The organism is Pseudomonas sp. NFACC45 (assembly GCF_900113505.1).
GTDB lineage: Bacteria > Pseudomonadota > Gammaproteobacteria > Pseudomonadales > Pseudomonadaceae > Aquipseudomonas > Aquipseudomonas tehranensis.
Window position 1 is genome coordinate 445,414 of the sequence record NZ_FOPO01000003.1, and the last position, 15,986, is coordinate 461,399.

Consider the following 15,986-nt stretch of genomic DNA (forward strand, 5'->3'; position numbering starts at 1 on the left):
TTTATGAACACCCAAAACCACTGTGGGAGCGAGCCTGCTCGCGATAGCGGTATGTCAGTCACATTGCTGTCGGCTGATACATCGCTATCGCGGGCAAGCCCGCTCCCACAGGGCTTTTCGGCTTGGCTGACGGGCATAACCCGTCAGTCAGCCAGCATTGATCAGAACTCGTGATCAGCGCTGTCCGGGTTCAGGTCGCTGATGCCCAGTTTGCCCGCGGCCTGTTCGATCGCGCCGGTCTGCTTGACCAGTGCGGCGATGGCGTCGCGCACGACCTGATTGCCAGCGGTGTTGCCCGCAGCGATCAGTTGGTCGTAGTGCTCACCCTTGTTGGCGTGATCGACCATGACCTGGATCTTGGCTTCGGTGTCGGCCAGGTCGGCCTTGAGGGCGCTGTCAGCGGCCGGGTCAGCCTTGGCCACCAGGGACGACAGGCTGGCGCCGGTCATCTTGGTGCCGTCGACGCGGGTGTATTCGCCCAGGTAAACGTTGCGCACACCTTTGGCATCGTAGAAGTGCGAGTTGTGGGTGTTGTCGCTGAAGCAGTCCTGCTCGTCTTCTGGCGAGTTGGCTTCCAGGGACACCTTCATGCGCTCGCCCGCCAGTTCACCCAGGGACAGGCTGCCCATGCCGAACAGCATCTTACGCAGGCCGGTTTCGGCAGGCTCGGCTTCCAGGGTGGCGCGGTAGTTGTCAGCCACGTTTGGCTTCCAATTGCCGACCATTTCTTCCAGATCGCTGACCAGCAGTTGGGTCACGGCCTTGAGGTAGGCGCGACGACGGTCGTTATGGCCGCCAGTAGCACCGGCGCCTTCCAGGTAGTCGGAGGCCGGACGCTTGCCAGCACCAGGGCCGGTGCCGTTGAGGTCCTGGCCCCACAGCAGGAATTCGATGGCGTGGTAGCCGGTGGCAACGTTGGCCTCGGAACCGCCCAGCTCGTTCAGGCTGGCGAGTTTCTCCGGGGTGATGTCTTTCACGTCGACCTTGTCTTCACCCACCTGGACTTCGGTATTGGCGATGATATTGGCGGTGGCGCCCGGGTTACCCAAAGCGTGCGCGTAGGAGGTGTCGACGTAGTCGATCAGGCCTTCATCCAGCGGCCAGGCGTTCAACTGGCCTTCCCAGTCGTCGATGATGGTGTTGCCGAAACGGAACACTTCGCTTTGCAGGTAAGGGACGCGCGCAGCGACCCAGGCGGCCTTGGCGGCGTTGAGGGTCTCGTCGTTCGGTTTGGCCAGGAACGCATCGATCGCGGTTTGCAGGGTTTTCGCGGTGGATTCGGCATCGCTGTAGACCGCATGGACGATGTCGGCGTAGTGCGCGACAACGGCCTTGGCAGCGGCTTCGTCGATTTTGCCGGCTGCAGCTGGGGCGGCGGTGCTGGCGGCGGGCGTTGGCGCTTGCGGCGCGGCGGCCTTGTCTTTGCCTTCGCCGCAACCGGCGAGGGAAATTGCGATAGCCAGCAAACTGGCGGTAGCCAGAGGCATACGAATCATGGCGAACATCCTGCTTCGGTGATGGATGGGACAGGCGCGAGGTGCGCAAAACTGCGACATAATGCGAAAGATTTGCATTATGTGTAAAGGGTTGTAGCTGTAAATATTTCTTATTTGCTCACCCACGACCCCAGACTCTGCAGCGTCCGTAGGAGCTGTCGAGTGCAATGAGGCTGCGATCTTCTTTCCCCTGACGCTTGAATCTCAAGGCAAAGATCAAGATCAAAAGATCGCAGGCTTCGCCAGCGCCTACAGAGGCATGACAACAAAGGAAGAATCAGATGATGGAGACTTTGCTGCGCTGCGCCTGCTTGAGATAGATGCCCAACTCCCGTGCCGGCAGAGGTTTGCTGTAGTAGTACCCCTGACCTTCATGGCAGCCCTCGGAGATGATGTAGGCCTCCTGTTCGACCGTCTCCACCCCCTCGGCGATTACCTGCATCCCCAGGCTCTTGCCCAACTGGATGATGGCCCGGACGATGGTCGCGTCATCCTCGTCATCGAGCAGGTCCTGGACGAAGCTCTTGTCGATCTTGATCTTGTCCAGGGGCAGGCTCTTGAGATAACTCAGGGACGAATAGCCGGTCCCAAAGTCATCGATGGCAATCAGCGCGCCGGAGCGGCGCAGGCTGAGCAAGTGCTGGGCGGCTGTCGTGATGTCTTCCATCAGGCCGGTTTCCGTGACCTCCAGCTCCAGGCTGCGCGGCGGCAGGCGGTACATCTGCAGCAAGTTGTTCACCACCCGCGGCAGTTCGGCGTGGTGCAATTGTACGGTGGACAGGTTGACCGCCATGCGCAGGTCCACGAAACCCTGGTCATGCCATTCGCGCAACTGTTTGCAAGCTTGATCCAGTACCCATTCGCCAATGGCGATGATGGTGCCGTTCTGTTCGGCCAGGGGAATGAACAGGTCCGGCGGCACGAGGCCGTGTTCGGGGTGATGCCAGCGAATCAGGGCCTCGGTACCGACTACTCGCAGGTCGCGATAGCTGATCTGCGGCTGGTACACCAGGCTGAACTGCTCAAGCAACAGAGCCTCGCGCAGGTCTTTTTCCAATTCGCGCCGGCGGCGCATTTCACTGTCGACGCTGGCGATGTAGAACTGATAGCGATTGCGCGACCGGGCCTTGGCCAGGGTCATGGTCTGCTCGGCTTTCTGCAACAGCTTCTCGGTGCTGTCCCCGTCCTCGGGAAAGAGGGTGATGCCGATGGTCGCCCGCAGGCGGATTTGCCGATCGTCGAGGACGAACGGCGCCTCCAGGTCATCGAGGATGCTCTGGGCCAACTCGGCGGCTTCGTAAGGTTGTTCGATATCGGCCTGGACCAGGGCGAACTGGTCGCCCCCCAGTCGCGCCAGCGCGCCAAGGCGTCCGCTGTGGGCTCGCAGTCGATCAGCCAGGGCCAGCAGCAACTGGTCGCCGGTTTGATAGCTGAACTGTTCGTTGATGCCCTTGAAGTCATCCAGCCCCACACACAGTACGGCCACCCGACGTTGCAAGCGCCCGGCATCCACCAGGATCTTGTCCAGTTGCTGTTGAAGCTGTTGACGATTGGGCAGGCCGGTGAGGAAGTCATACTGGGCCATGCGCAGCAGGCTGTTTTCCGCCTCATGGCGCAGGTGCGTATTGCGCTCGATGGAGGCGAGCAATTGGTTGGCGGTGTTGATCCAGAGCCCCAGCTCGTTTTGTTCGTGGCCGCGTAGCTGCGGGATCTTGTGTTCACTCGGCCGGTCGGGGTTGATTTCGGTCAGGTGTTCGATGATCCGTGACAGTGGCTTGGTCAAGAGCCAGTGATAGACCAGGTACAAGACCAGGCCCATCGCCAGGGCTCGCAACATGCCCGATATGAAAATGATCACAGAGTTGACGATGAAACTCTGGCCGTAGGTGGCCGTATCGAGGGTAATGCTCAGGTCGCCGTAATATTCACTGTAAGGCCCGCGCCCCACCAGTTGCGTGGTGAACGTGCGTTCCTGGCCAAGAATCAGGTCGGTCAGCCAGCGACTTCCCGACTGCTGCAGCGGCCGGGTTTTTTCGGCCAGCATGGTCTCGTGAGGATGACCGATAGAGGCCATGCGCACGGCTTCGTCCTGAAACAGTCCCTCGATCACTTGCATGCCCATCTCCCGATCAAGGCTGTAGACGGCCTGGGTCGAAGGGTCCCGGAACATATCAAGAATTCGCTGGGCGTCGCTGGCGACTGCATGATCGGTTTTGTAGGCGTCGTACACGATCTGGGCGCAGCTCAATACCACGCCGACGATCAATGCCGAGAGGAGCACGACCCGCAGTAACTTCACAGACAAGCTGTTCTTGAGTTCCAGCTTCAAAGAGGGGGTTCCTTGTTCCGTGCGGGTAGCGTCAAGTTGCCATGAGTATTGGCAATCCTGTGATGTCAGTCAAAGGGACAATCAAACACAGGGGTCTTCGCCTGAGACCTGGCCGTTATACGGCGTTTTCAGAGCTATTGCTCTACGACCATTGTGTCGGATGGAAGGGGGCGCAACTTGAGGCCTGGGTTCTATTTTTGTTGGATTTCAGACACGAGGTATTGGTCCAGAAAGGGTCCGGGACTTTGTGCCGGCTAAAAAAAACCCGGCAACACGCCGGGTTTTTTTGTCTGGCATCACGAATCAAGCGGTGAAGGTCTTGCCTTCGAACTGCTCGGCCACGAACTTCCAGTTGACCAGATTCCAGAACGCTTCGACGTACTTCGGACGAAGGTTACGGTAGTCGATGTAGTAGGCGTGTTCCCAAACGTCGCAAGTCAGCAGCGGGGTGTCGCCGCTGGTCAGCGGGTTGCCGGCGCCGATGGTGCTGGCCAGGGCCAGGGAACCGTCAGCCTTTTTCACCAGCCAGCCCCAACCGGAGCCGAAGGTGCCAACGGAAGTCTTGGTGAACTCTTCCTTGAACTTGTCGAACGAGCCGAACGCACTGTTGATGGCGTCGGCCAGCGCGCCGGTAGGTTGACCGCCGGCATTTGGAGCCAGGCAGTTCCAGTAGAAGGTGTGGTTCCAGACCTGAGCGGCGTTGTTGAAGATACCGCCCGAGGAAGTCTTGACGATTTCTTCCAGGGTCTTGCCTTCGAACTCGGTGCCAGGTACCAGGTTGTTCAGATTCACGACGTAGGTGTTGTGGTGCTTGTCGTGGTGGTATTCCAGAGTCTCTTTGGAGATGTGCGGCTGCAGTGCATCGTGTGGGTAAGGCAGCGGCGGCAATTCGAAAGCCATGGTGATTCTCCTAATCAGGTCAGTTGCGGTGAGCGCAAGGCCGATCACGGGCGGCCAGACTAGCGCCGGGGAGTTTGTACTCATTGCGGCGCAGGAGTCGGATCATAGCACCGGGGGAACGGCATAACCACGCAACAACTGTGTGGGATAGAGGTTCCAGAGCGGTTTGGAATAATCAGCCGGAGACGATCAACTGTATTGCCACGCTGAACATCATCGTCGCCACCAGCACGTCCAGTACCCGCCAGGTACTCGGCCGGGCCAGCCACGGTGCCAGCCATGCCGCACCGATTGCCAGTGTGAAGAACCACAGCAACGAGGCACTGGCCGCCCCCACGACATAGGCGCCGGGCATGCTTTGCTGGGCCCCGAGGGAACCGATCAGCAACACGGTATCGAGATAGACGTGGGGGTTGAGCAGGGTCACCGCCAACGCACTGAGCAGCACCGCCCGTAACGAGCGCACGACCTGTTTTTCATCTTGTTGCAGGCTTTGTTTCGAACAGGCCCGACGCAACGCCAGGCTGCCATACCAGAGCAGGAACCCGGCGCCGCCCCAGCGGGCTATTGAAAGCAGTAACGGGCTTTGGGCCAGCAGTGTCGCCAGGCCGAACACCCCGGCGGCCACCAGCAACGCATCGCACGTTACGCACAGGGCAGCGACCGGCAAGTGATGTTCGCGGCGCAGGCTTTGGGCCAGCACAAAGGCGTTCTGAGCGCCGATGGCCATGATCAGCCCGAGGGCCACCAATAGTCCGTTCATGTAGCTTTGCCACATAGAATTACTCCCCGAGTAGGTTTGAATGCTGGCCATTCTCCGGTGCAAAGCTGTATAAGAAAAACCAATATTGCTGATTGCTCATTAGGAAAACTGATGTTCGATTACAAACTGCTTTCCGCTCTGGCCGCTGTGGTCGAACAGGCCGGATTCGAACGTGCCGCCCAAGTGCTGGGTTTGTCGCAGTCGGCGATTTCCCAGCGGATCAAACTGTTGGAGGCGCGGGTCGGCCAGCCCGTGCTGGTGCGCGTCACGCCGCCGGCACCGACCGAAATCGGTCGCCGCTTGCTCAACCATGTGCAGCAGGTGCGGCTGTTGGAGCGCGACCTGCAAAGCCTAGTGCCCGCGCTGGATGAGGAGGGGCTGCCTGAGCGCCTGCGGATCGCCTTGAATGCCGACAGCCTGGCCACTTGGTGGGCGGTGGCCGTTGGGGATTTCTGCGCCGAACATCATCTGTTGCTCGACTTGGTGGTGGAAGACCAGAACGTCGGCCTCAAACGCATGCGGGCCGGTGAGGTGGCGGCGTGCGTCTGCGCCAGTGAACGTCCGGTGGCCGGTGCTCGTAGCGTGTTGTTGGGGGCCATGCGCTACCGGGCGTTGGCCAGCCCGGCGTTCATCGCCAGGCATTTCCCCGATGGGGTGCGCGCCGATCAACTGGCACGTACGCCGGCGCTGGTGTTCGGCCCGGATGATTTCCTGCAGCATCGCTACCTTGCTTCCCTGGGGGTCGAAGGCGGTTTCGAACATCATCTCTGCCCGTCGTCCGAAGGTTTCATTCGGCTCGCCGAAGCGGGGCTTGGCTGGGGACTGGTGCCGGAGTTGCAAATGCGTGAGCAACTGGAGCGCGGCGAGTTGGTGGAATTGCTCGCAGATAAACCGATCGATGTGCCGTTGTACTGGCATCATTGGCGCAATGGTGGGCAGTTACTGGGTTTGTTGACTGAGCGATTGATCAAGGCGGCAAGCAGCAAGCTACAAGCGGTCAGTTGAAAGCGGTTGGCTTGAAGCTTGTAGCTCGAATCTGATTTTAGGAGTCTTCATGAAAATTCTGGTTACCGGCGCAAGCGGCTTCATTGGCGGGCGCTTTGCGCGTTTCGCTCTGGAGCAAGGCCTGGATGTGCGGGTCAACGGTCGCCGGGCCGAGAGCGTTGAGCACCTGGTGCGTCGCGGGGCGCAGTTCATCCAGGGGGATCTGAGTGACCCGTTGCTGGCTCGAGATCTGTGCCTTGATGTTGACAGTGTCGTGCATTGCGCCGGTTCCGTGGGGCTTTGGGGGCGCTATCAGGATTTTCACCAGGGCAACGTCCAGGTCACGGAAAATATTGTCGAGGCCTGCCTCAAGCAGAAGGTCAGGCGCCTGGTTCATCTGTCATCGCCGTCGATTTACTTCGATGGCCGGGACCATCTGGACCTGACCGAAGAGCAAGTGCCCAAGCGCTTCAAACATCCCTACGCGGCCACCAAATACCTGGCTGAACAGAAGGTTTTCGGGGCCCAGGAGTTCGGTCTCGAAGTCCTGGCTCTGCGCCCGCGCTTTGTCACCGGCGCCGGCGACATGAGCATTTTCCCCCGGCTGTTGAAAATGCAACGCAAGGGCCGCTTGGCCATTGTCGGTAACGGGTTGAACAAGGTGGACTTCACCAGCGTGCAGAATCTCAACGAAGCGCTGCTCAGCAGTCTGTTGGCTGGCGAATCGGCCCTTGGCAAGGCTTACAACATCAGTAACGGCACGCCGGTGCCGTTGTGGGATGTGGTCAATTATGTGATGCGACAGATGGAAGTCCCACAGGTCCGGCGTTATCGTTCCTACGGGCTGGCCTACAGCATCGCCGCCCTGAATGAAGGTTTTTGCACATTATGGCCGGGCCGTCCCGAACCGACGTTGTCGCGCCTGGGCATGCAGGTCATGAACAAGCATTTCACCCTGGACATCAGCCGGGCCCGGCATTATCTGGATTACGATCCACAGGTCAGCTTGTGGACCGCTCTTGATGAGTTCTGCGCCTGGTGGAAAGCCCAGGATGCCCGCTGATCGCCCCGTCATGAACCGAGTGCCAGGTTCGGGGTCAATCGGTGCGGCGGGCGAGGGGGTTATACTCGCTGCATCGAGCCAACACCGGTTTCCCAAAGGTTGAACCCAATGCCCATGCGTAACGATTCCAACGACGACTTCGATGATATACCGAGCTTGCGGATGCGGGCCGACATTCCCGATGACGATGACTTTCTGCCTGAGCGCGAACGCCCGCCCCACGTGCAAGCGCGCCCGGCACCTGTTGCGGCGGCCAAGGTCAAGGGGGCCAGTACCGGGCCACTGTGGGCACTGGTCGGTGCGCTGTTGTGTGCGCTTGCTTTCCTGGCGTGGTGGAGCTTCCAGCAGATTTCCTTGATGGAACAGCAACTGGTGGCCACCCAGGAAAGCTTTGCGCGCATCAGTGAGGATGCGGCGGGGCGCTTGCAGGACATTTCCGGCAAAGTTGTAGCCGGTCAGTCCAATGTCATGAGCGACAGTGAAGCCTTGAAGTTGCAGATCAAACAGCTGGAAAACAAGCTTCAGGAGCAGAGCAAGCAATTCGATAACAAGCTGCAGGAGCAGTACAAACAACAACTGGTCGCGTTCGGGCCGTCCGCCGATCTGGGCAAGGAACTGGCCCAGATCATGGCCCAGACCACTGAACAGCAGAACGCCAACACTCAGCTGCAAGCTTCCAACAAGGAGCTCCAAGCCCAGGTCCAGGCGCTGGCGGCTGAAGTTTCCGCCCTGAAAAACCAGGGCGAAGACGGTGCCCTCGATGCCCGGCTCAAGAGCATCGGTGCCGACATCACCGCTTTGAAAAGAGCCACTTCCAACTCTGCCATCGAACGCCTGGAACAGGACGTGATCGTGCTCAAGAGCCAGCAGGACAACGGTGGCACCAACACTGCCGAGTTCGACGCCTTCCGCGGCCAGGTCACCCGCAATATCAACACATTGCAGGCGCAGATCCGCAACCTGCAACAGCAACTCGGCAGCCGGGCTCAATAACAAAGCTGTAGTCGCGAGCGATGGACCAGTTTGCGTGTGCCACTGCCATCGCGAGCAGGCTCGCTCCCACATTGTGAGCCGAGGCGCTCGCAAAATTTTTCGGCCGCTGCAAATTCCTGTGGGAGCGAGCCTGCTCGCGATGACGGCCTGACAGTCAATCCAACACCCAGTGAAGCAACGCTCTCCACCCAGCCGTCTACGCTCTTGAAACACCAACAAGAACGAGGACGCGCGTATGGGTTTTTTTCACAAGATTGCCTGGCTAGGCGCAATGCTGATGCTCGGGGTGGCACAGGTGCAGGCGGCTACCCCGGATGACGGCCAGGCGGCCCGAGCACTGCTGGAAAAGGCCCTGGCCTATTACCACGACAAGGGTGACAAGGCGTTTGCCGCGTTCAGTCGTCAAGGGGAGTTTGTTGACAAGGATCGCTACGTCTTCGTGGTGGATACCCAAGGTGTGATGCTCGCCAGCGGCGGTCCTTCTTCGGCGCTGATCGGGCGAGACGTTTCCGAGGTCCTGGGACCGGACTTGCGCAAAGCCTTCAAGGACGCCTTGAAAACCCCCGAAGCCAGTGGCATCCAGCAAGCCGAGTATCGCTGGCAGAACTGGGCTGACGGCAAGGTCGAGCGCAAGCATGTGTATTTCCAGCGGGTCGGCGAGCGAATCCTGGCCGTCGGCTACTACCTGCCACGGGCTTCCGCCGAGCAGGCCCGCGCATTGCTGGACAAGGCTTCTAGCGACCTGATGCAAAACGAAAAACCCACGCTGATGGCGATCAACTCCCTCAAGGGCGGTTACCTGCAGGATGACCTGTATGTCTTTGTCGTCGACCTCAATACCCGGCGCTATGTCGGCCACGGCACCAACCTGCGGTTGATCAATACCGATTTCGCCAAGGTCAAGGACCCGGATGGCAAACCGGTGGGCGAGCCGATACTGGCGCTGATCGAGAAACAGGACGAGGGAGAGTACGAATACCGCTGGAAGAACCCGGTGACCGACAAGGTCGAGGACAAGCACGCGTACCTGAAGAAGGTCGGGCATTTCCTGGTGGCGGTGGGGTATTACAGTCCTTGAAGCGAGGAGTTGGACATCGTGGCGAGGGAGCAAGCTCCCTCGCCACGGTTGAATCCAAACAGCCTTCAGTTAGTGGCAATCAGCCCGCCACCAACACTCGAATGGCCTCCAGGCGCAGTGCCGCTTTCTCAAGCATCGCCAAACCTTGCTCACGCTGTTGGCGCAGAGCCACCAGTTCGCTGTCGCGTACCGTCGGGTTGACCGCTTGCAGGGCGGTCAGGCGCGCCAGTTCTTCGTCGGTATCGGCTGCCAGGCGACGCTGGGCTTCGGCCACGCGTTCGGCGTGACGCGGGGCGATCTTCTCTTCACCGGCGTTGATCCGTGGCGAGAGCTGGTCACGCTGGGCCTGGATGAACTTGTTGGCGCTGGCCCGGGGCACGCTTTCCAATTGATCGTTCAACGTCTCGAACGAGACTCGGGCGGCGAGGTCGTTGCCATTGGCGTCCAGCAGGCAGCGCAGGGCGGCCGGCGGCAGGTAACGGCCCAATTGCAGGGAGCGCGGGGCAACCACTTCACTGACATAGAGCAGTTCCAGCAACACGGTGCCGGGTTTGAGGGCTTTGTTCTTGATCAGCGCTACGGCGGTATTGCCCATGGAGCCGGACAGCACCAGGTCCATGCCGCCTTGCACCATCGGGTGCTCCCAGGTAATGAACTGCATGTCTTCACGAGACAGCGCCTGGTTGCGATCGTAGGTGATGGTCACGCCTTCGTCGTCGCCCAGCGGGAAGCTGGCGTCGAGCATTTTTTCGCTCGGCTTGAGGATCAGCGCGTTGTCCGAATGGTCCTCGCTGTCGATGCCGAACGCATCGAACAGCGTTTCCATGTAGATCGGCAGGGCGAACTGGTCGTCTTGTTCGAGAATGGCTTCCACCAGCGCATCGCCTTCACCCGCGCCGCCGGAGTTGAGCTCCAGCAGACGGTCGCGGCCGGTGTGCAACTCGGCCTCCAGGCGTTCGCGTTCGGCGCGGGCTTCGTCGATCAAGGCTTGCCACTGGCCGTCATCGGCTTCCTCCAGCAAGGGCAGCAGGCGCGGGCCGAACTGATGCTGCAAGGCGTTGCCGGTCGGGCAGGTATTGAGGAACGCGTTCAGAGCCTCGTGATACCACTGGAACAGCCGCGCTTGCGGACTGGTTTCCAGGTACGGCGCATGCAGCTCGATGGTATGTTTCTGGCCGATCCGGTCCAGACGGCCAATACGCTGCTCCAGCAGGTCCGGGTGCGACGGCAGGTCGAACAACACCAAATGGTGGGCGAACTGGAAGTTGCGGCCTTCGCTGCCGATTTCCGAGCAGATCAGCACCTGGGCACCGAACTCTTCGTCGGCGAAGTAAGCCGCCGCGCGGTCGCGCTCCAGGATGTTCATGCCTTCATGGAATACCGTTGCCGGGATGCCGGAACGCACGCGCAGGGCATCTTCCAGGTCCATGGCGGTCTCGGCGTGGGCGCAGATCACCAGCACTTTGGTGCGCTTGAGCATCTTCAGCGTGTCGATTAGCCACTCGACCCGTGGGTCGAAACGCCACCAGCGCTGTTCTTCGTTGGCGTCCGGCTGAGCCTGGAAGCTGACTTCCGGGTACAGCTCGGCGTGATCGCCCAAGGGCAGTTCGAGGTACTCATCCGGGCATGGCAGTGGATAGGCGTGCAGCTTGCGCTCCGGGAAGCCCTGCACGGCGGCGCGCGTATTGCGAAACAGCACGCGGCCGGTGCCATGACGGTCCAGCAGCTCACGGACCAGACGGGCGCTGGCTTCGACATCGCCATCATTGACGGCGGTCAGGAGCGCTTCGCCTTCGTTCCCCAGGAAACCGTGAATGGTCTTGTGCGCCTCGGGCGAGAGACGGCCCTTGTCCAGCAGTTCCTGCACGGCCTCGGCCACCGGGCGATAGTTTTCGCTCTCGGCGCGAAAGGCCTTGAGGTCATGGAAGCGGTTCGGGTCCAGCAGGCGCAGACGGGCGAAGTGGCTGTCCTGGCCCAACTGTTCCGGGGTCGCGGTCAGCAGCAGTACGCCGGGAATCGTCTCGGCAAGCTGTTCGACCAGGGCGTAATGCGGGCTGACCTGATCTTCGTGCCAGACCAGGTGGTGGGCTTCGTCGACCACCATCAGGTCCCAGCCGGCGGCAAACAGCGCGTCCTGGGCCTTCTCATCGTCCACCAGCCACTCCAGCGCCACCAGGGCCAGTTGGGTGTCTTCGAACGGGTTGCTGGCATCGCTTTCGATGAAGCGTTCTTCGTCGAACAAAGCGACCTGCAGGTTGAAGCGCCGACGCATCTCCACCAGCCACTGGTGCTGAAGGTTTTCCGGTACCAGGATCAGCACGCGGCTGGCGCGGCCGGAGAGCAGTTGACGGTGGATGATCAGACCGGCTTCGATGGTCTTGCCCAGGCCCACTTCGTCTGCCAGCAATACCCGTGGCGCAATGCGGTCGGCCACTTCACGGGCGATGTGCAATTGGTGGGCGATGGGCTGGGCACGTACGCCGCCCAGGCCCCAGAGCGGGGATTGCAACTGGCGGCTGGTGTGTTCCAGGGTGTGGTAGCGCAGGGAAAACCACGCCAGCGGGTCGATCTGGCCGGCGAACAGACGGTCGCTGGCCAGGCGGAACTGGATAAAGTTCGACAGCTGGGTTTCCGGCAGAGTGACAACCTCGTTCTGCCCATTGAGGCCGTGGTAGACCAGCAGCCCGTCGACATCGTCGACTTCACGCACGGTCATTTTCCAGCCTTCGAAGTGAGTGATCACATCGCCCGGCGAAAACCGCACGCGGGTGAGGGGCGCATTCCGTAGCGCGTACTGGCGAGTGTCGCCAGTGGCCGGATAGAGCACGGTCAACAAGCGGCCGTCCTGTGCCAGAACGGTGCCTAAACCCAGCTCGGCTTCGCTGTCACTGATCCAGCGTTGCCCCGGTTGATACTGCTGCGCCATGCTGCCTGACTCCCGCCTTGAAAAAGCCGGTTATCTTAACGGAATGATCCCTCAGACCAAAGGATTTACGTAGACATCGGGTCGCCATGGGCATGGATTACTTACCGGCGGTGCGGAACTTAAGTGTGCTAAGTGATCAAACAAGCTCGGCCCGGCCTATTATGATAATGCCAACCGGGTCACAAGTTTCAGACCAGCGGTTCAAGCTGTTCCTCGCTCAGCCGACAACCTGAAGACAGGAGACCTTTATGTTGCCACCCATGCTCCCTTTGAGCGCCGTACCCATCACCGCTCAACAGGATCCGGTCCGCCAGCGACCGGACATACCGCCCGTGGTCCCGGTGCAGCAAAGCTCCAATGAAAGCACCATCGACCTGAAAAATCGCGACCCGGAGGAGGCTGCGCTGTTGCTGCGCGAGGAGCAACAGCGCCAGCAGGAACGCCACAAGCGCCGCCGCGAAGCCGACGAAGATCCTGAAGCGCACCTGGCCGTACCGGGTACTGAACTGAACGCCGATAACACCGTGCCTGTGGTGCCGCTGATAGAGGGAGAGGAGCGTCAGGGTTTGTGGGTCGATATTCAGGTCTGAATCCAGGCTTTGCCGACACCTGCAGGCTGGTCAACACCGCCAACAGCCGCCATCATGGGCGCATCCGCCAGTTACCGCACGATGCCGACACGCCATGAGCCAAGACGACAAACTGATCGACCTCAGCGCTGAGCGCGCCAAACGCGTTCACGACCTCAACGAAAAGCGCCTTAACGAAGTCCGCCAGGCTTTCGAGCAAGCCATGCCGTTGGGCAAAACCCAGAAAAAAACCAAGAAAAAACCAAAAAAGCGCTGACCGCCCCCCTCCATTCATTGATACAGATCAGTTATTTCCCCTCCTTTTCGCCGCGTCGCGAGCGTTATTGACTCCGGTCAATTTTCATCCAGGCCTGATTGGTTAACTTGAACCCATCGCAACAGGGGCAAGACCAGGAGGCCAGTCATGTTTTTCGATAATGTGGTGTTTGCCGGAGTGTTGACCGTCGGCCTCATGTTCGTGTTTTTCGCCGGCTTTGGATTATTCATCTGGAAAGATGCACACAAGCGCAAAAAGCCGTAGGTCTTTCCAGCGACAACGAGCACGCAAGGCATTTTGGGCGACTTCGGTCGCCCTTTTTTTTGGGTTTTTTCAGGCCTGCACCACTTTCCTTGTGGGAGCGGGCTTGCTCGCGAAAGCGGTGTGTCAGCCACTGTATAGGTAACTGACCCGACGCCTTCGCGAGCAAGCCCGCTCCCACAAAGTGGTGGTTCTGGGCATAAAAAAAGGTGCGATCCGCAAGGATCGCACCTTCTTTTTGAGCCGCTGGTATCAGCTGCCGAGGGCCTTGGACGCCAGCCAGAACAGCGCGGCCGAGAGGGCCACCGTGGCCGGCAAGGTCAGTACCCAGGCCAGCAGGATGGTCCGTACCGTGCCGCTTTGCAGACCGCTCTTGTTGGCGACCATGGTGCCCGCCACGCCGGACGACAGTACGTGGGTGGTGGAAACCGGCAGGCTGAAGATGTTCGCCGCACCGATCATGCACGCTGTGGTGATTTGCGCCGACATACCTTGAGCGTAGGTCATGCCTTGTTTGCCGATCTTCTCACCGATGGTCAGCACCACACGCTTCCAGCCGACCATGGTGCCCAGGCCCAGGGCCAGGGCGACTGCCAGAATCACCCAGAACGGGGCATATTCTGTAGTGGCGGTCAGGTCCTTGCGCAGCTTGTTCAGGTCGTCTTTCTCACGGGCCGCCAGGCCAGGCAACTTACCAACCTTCTTCGCCGTGTCGTCCAGGCAGAGCAGGTAGCGACGCACTTCGATGCGGCTTTCCGATGGCAGCGAGTGATAGTCCGCCACGCCTTTGAGCCTCTCGAGCAGGGCTGCGATGGTGGGTTCGGTCTGTTGCGGGTTGCAGCTGAATTTCTCTGGCAGATCGCCCTTCACACTTTTGCCAAGCGCCAGGTATTCACCCAACGATTCGCTGTTGCGCTGGTAGAACTGACTCAGGTGCAACGTCGCGTCGCGGGTGCGCTCGATCTGGTAGGTGGTGCTGTTCAGGTCAAGCACGAACTGCGCCGGTACGATACCGATCAGCACCAGCATGATCAGGCCGATGCCTTTCTGGCCATCGTTGGAGCCGTGGACAAAGCTCACGGCCATGGCCGAAATCACCAGCACCAGGCGATTCCAGAACGGCGGGTGTTTCTTGTCGTCGATCTTGCGGCGCTGTTCCGGCGTTTTGTGCATCTTTGACAGCGGACGCCACCACTTCAGGCCAATCAATACCAGGGCGGCAATCAGGAAACCTGCCATGGGCGAGAACACCAGGGAGGCACCGATATCGATTGCTTTCTGCCAGTTCACCCCGTCGGCCAACGGGATATCGTTGATCAGCGCGTTGGCCAGGCCCACGCCGAGGATCGAACCGATCAGCGTGTGGGAGCTGGAGGCCGGGATACCGAAGTACCAGGTGCCCAGGTTCCAGGTGATGGCCGCTGCGAGCAGCGAAAACACCATGGCCAGCCCGTGTCCAGTGTTCACATTGATCAGCAGCTCTACCGGCAGCAGGTGAACGATGGCATACGCCACGCCCACACCGCCCAGCAGCACGCCGAGGAAGTTGAACACACCGGAAAAGAACACCGCCAGATGAGGCGGCATCGCTTTGGTGTAGATAACGGTGGCCACCGCGTTTGCGGTGTCATGAAAGCCGTTGATGAACTCGAAGGCGAGGACAAAGGCCAGGGCGAGCAAGAGGCTCACAAGCACCCAAGCATCCAGTCCGCTAAATAAATCGATCATGAAGGTTTTCTGACCCGGTCGTAAGGGGGCGCGATTATGCCAGAAAACCTCGGTAATCGATGCATTGCCTGCTCATCGGTAACATTCTTCAACGAAATAATTTGCAGGCCCCCCTTCGAACCCTGGCGTTTAGCGGGTTGCGCAACCCATTGATTCGGGAGCGGAAAGCGCGCCAGGCAAGGGGCCGCTCGTCGTTGAACGAGCCTCAAGCGGTTGTGCGAAAAATCTGAAAAGAAGGTAAGCCATGGCCATTCCTCGACCGTTGTCGGGGAAATGGCGGCCCGCTCATGGCGGGCGTCCGGCACGGGCCGGCCAGGGTGTCGGCCGGATACCGCTTCACAAGAACATCAAGCGCTGAGCATTACCGCTCTTCCGCTTTGAGTTCCTGTTCCATTTTCTGAAGTTCCTGGGTAAAGGCCTGGTCCTGAACGGTGGCGCGTTTACGCCAGGGTTTGCGTTCCGGTTCAGGTTGCGCGGCGTAGGTGGTGATTTCCCCGCCGTAAACTTCCTTGTAACGTTGTTCCTGGCGCTCAAGTTCCGCGCGCAGTTCGTCTTTCGTCACAGTATTACCTAATGGATTGAATGGGTCTGGTGATACGCACTGCATGTAGACATGCAG

The 15,986-nt window shown here is 60.0% G+C and carries 14 protein-coding genes; 7 read left to right on the forward strand and 7 right to left on the reverse strand.

All coding sequences use genetic code 11. From position 1 onward, the window contains the following. Positions 1 to 161 precede the first annotated feature (161 nt). From BM132_RS07720 to BM132_RS07735, 4 genes are all read right to left on the reverse strand, one after another. On the reverse strand, positions 162 to 1,496 hold the full coding sequence (locus BM132_RS07720; RefSeq protein ID WP_092454369.1) for an imelysin family protein: 1,335 nt from the start codon (positions 1,494 to 1,496) through the stop codon (positions 162 to 164). Positions 1,497 to 1,773: 277 nt separating this feature from the next. Continuing rightward, positions 1,774 to 3,825, reverse strand: a complete 2,052-nt coding sequence (locus BM132_RS07725) for a putative bifunctional diguanylate cyclase/phosphodiesterase (protein WP_092454371.1) — start codon at positions 3,823 to 3,825, stop codon at positions 1,774 to 1,776. Between the two features lie 303 nt (positions 3,826 to 4,128). Further along, positions 4,129 to 4,725 (reverse strand): superoxide dismutase, encoded by a 597-nt coding sequence (locus BM132_RS07730; protein ID WP_092454373.1) that lies wholly within the window; start codon positions 4,723 to 4,725, stop codon positions 4,129 to 4,131. A gap of 175 nt (positions 4,726 to 4,900) precedes the next feature. After that, a complete protein-coding gene (locus BM132_RS07735) occupies positions 4,901 to 5,503 on the reverse strand; it encodes a LysE/ArgO family amino acid transporter (RefSeq protein ID WP_092454375.1) in 603 nt (200 codons plus the stop codon). Between the two features lie 96 nt (positions 5,504 to 5,599). Between BM132_RS07735 and BM132_RS07740 the strand changes: the two genes are divergently transcribed. The 4 genes from BM132_RS07740 (at position 5,600) to BM132_RS07755 (ending at position 9,606) form a co-directional block, all read left to right on the forward strand. Then, on the forward strand, positions 5,600 to 6,493 hold the full coding sequence (locus BM132_RS07740) for a LysR family transcriptional regulator ArgP (protein WP_092397134.1): 894 nt from the start codon (positions 5,600 to 5,602) through the stop codon (positions 6,491 to 6,493). Between the two features lie 49 nt (positions 6,494 to 6,542). Then, positions 6,543 to 7,535, forward strand: a complete 993-nt coding sequence (locus BM132_RS07745; protein ID WP_092454377.1) for an NAD-dependent epimerase/dehydratase family protein — start codon at positions 6,543 to 6,545, stop codon at positions 7,533 to 7,535. Positions 7,536 to 7,643: 108 nt separating this feature from the next. Further along, entirely contained in the window at positions 7,644 to 8,528 is an 885-nt protein-coding gene (locus tag BM132_RS07750; protein WP_092397138.1) for an ATPase, read from the forward strand. A gap of 235 nt (positions 8,529 to 8,763) precedes the next feature. After that, positions 8,764 to 9,606, forward strand: a complete 843-nt coding sequence (locus BM132_RS07755) for a cache domain-containing protein (protein ID WP_092454379.1) — start codon at positions 8,764 to 8,766, stop codon at positions 9,604 to 9,606. Positions 9,607 to 9,685: 79 nt separating this feature from the next. On the opposite strand, the gene rapA is transcribed toward BM132_RS07755, so the two are convergent. Further along, the gene (gene rapA / locus BM132_RS07760) at positions 9,686 to 12,532 is read right to left on the reverse strand and encodes an RNA polymerase-associated protein RapA (RefSeq protein WP_092397142.1); all 2,847 of its coding nucleotides are present in this window, start codon (positions 12,530 to 12,532) and stop codon (positions 9,686 to 9,688) included. 248 nt (positions 12,533 to 12,780) lie between these two features. On the opposite strand from rapA, the gene BM132_RS07765 reads away from it, so the two are divergent. The 3 genes from BM132_RS07765 (at position 12,781) to ccoM (ending at position 13,642) form a co-directional block, all read left to right on the forward strand. Further along, positions 12,781 to 13,122 (forward strand): aspartate-semialdehyde dehydrogenase, encoded by a 342-nt coding sequence (locus BM132_RS07765; RefSeq protein ID WP_092397144.1) that lies wholly within the window; start codon positions 12,781 to 12,783, stop codon positions 13,120 to 13,122. Positions 13,123 to 13,216: 94 nt separating this feature from the next. Continuing rightward, positions 13,217 to 13,378, forward strand: a complete 162-nt coding sequence (locus BM132_RS28440; protein ID WP_092397146.1) for a hypothetical protein — start codon at positions 13,217 to 13,219, stop codon at positions 13,376 to 13,378. 147 nt (positions 13,379 to 13,525) lie between these two features. Further along, positions 13,526 to 13,642 carry a cytochrome c oxidase subunit CcoM gene (ccoM, locus tag BM132_RS28800; RefSeq protein ID WP_025212288.1) on the forward strand — a complete coding sequence of 39 codons (117 nt, stop codon included), beginning with the start codon at positions 13,526 to 13,528 and terminating at the stop codon, positions 13,640 to 13,642. 249 nt (positions 13,643 to 13,891) lie between these two features. On the opposite strand, the gene BM132_RS07775 is transcribed toward ccoM, so the two are convergent. Together BM132_RS07775 and BM132_RS07780 are read right to left on the reverse strand one after the other, a co-directional pair. Then, positions 13,892 to 15,367, reverse strand: a complete 1,476-nt coding sequence (locus BM132_RS07775; protein WP_092397148.1) for an inorganic phosphate transporter — start codon at positions 15,365 to 15,367, stop codon at positions 13,892 to 13,894. A 361-nt stretch (positions 15,368 to 15,728) separates the two neighbouring features. Next, positions 15,729 to 15,929, reverse strand: a complete 201-nt coding sequence (locus BM132_RS07780) for a hypothetical protein (RefSeq protein WP_047228318.1) — start codon at positions 15,927 to 15,929, stop codon at positions 15,729 to 15,731. Positions 15,930 to 15,986: the final 57 nt, after the last annotated feature.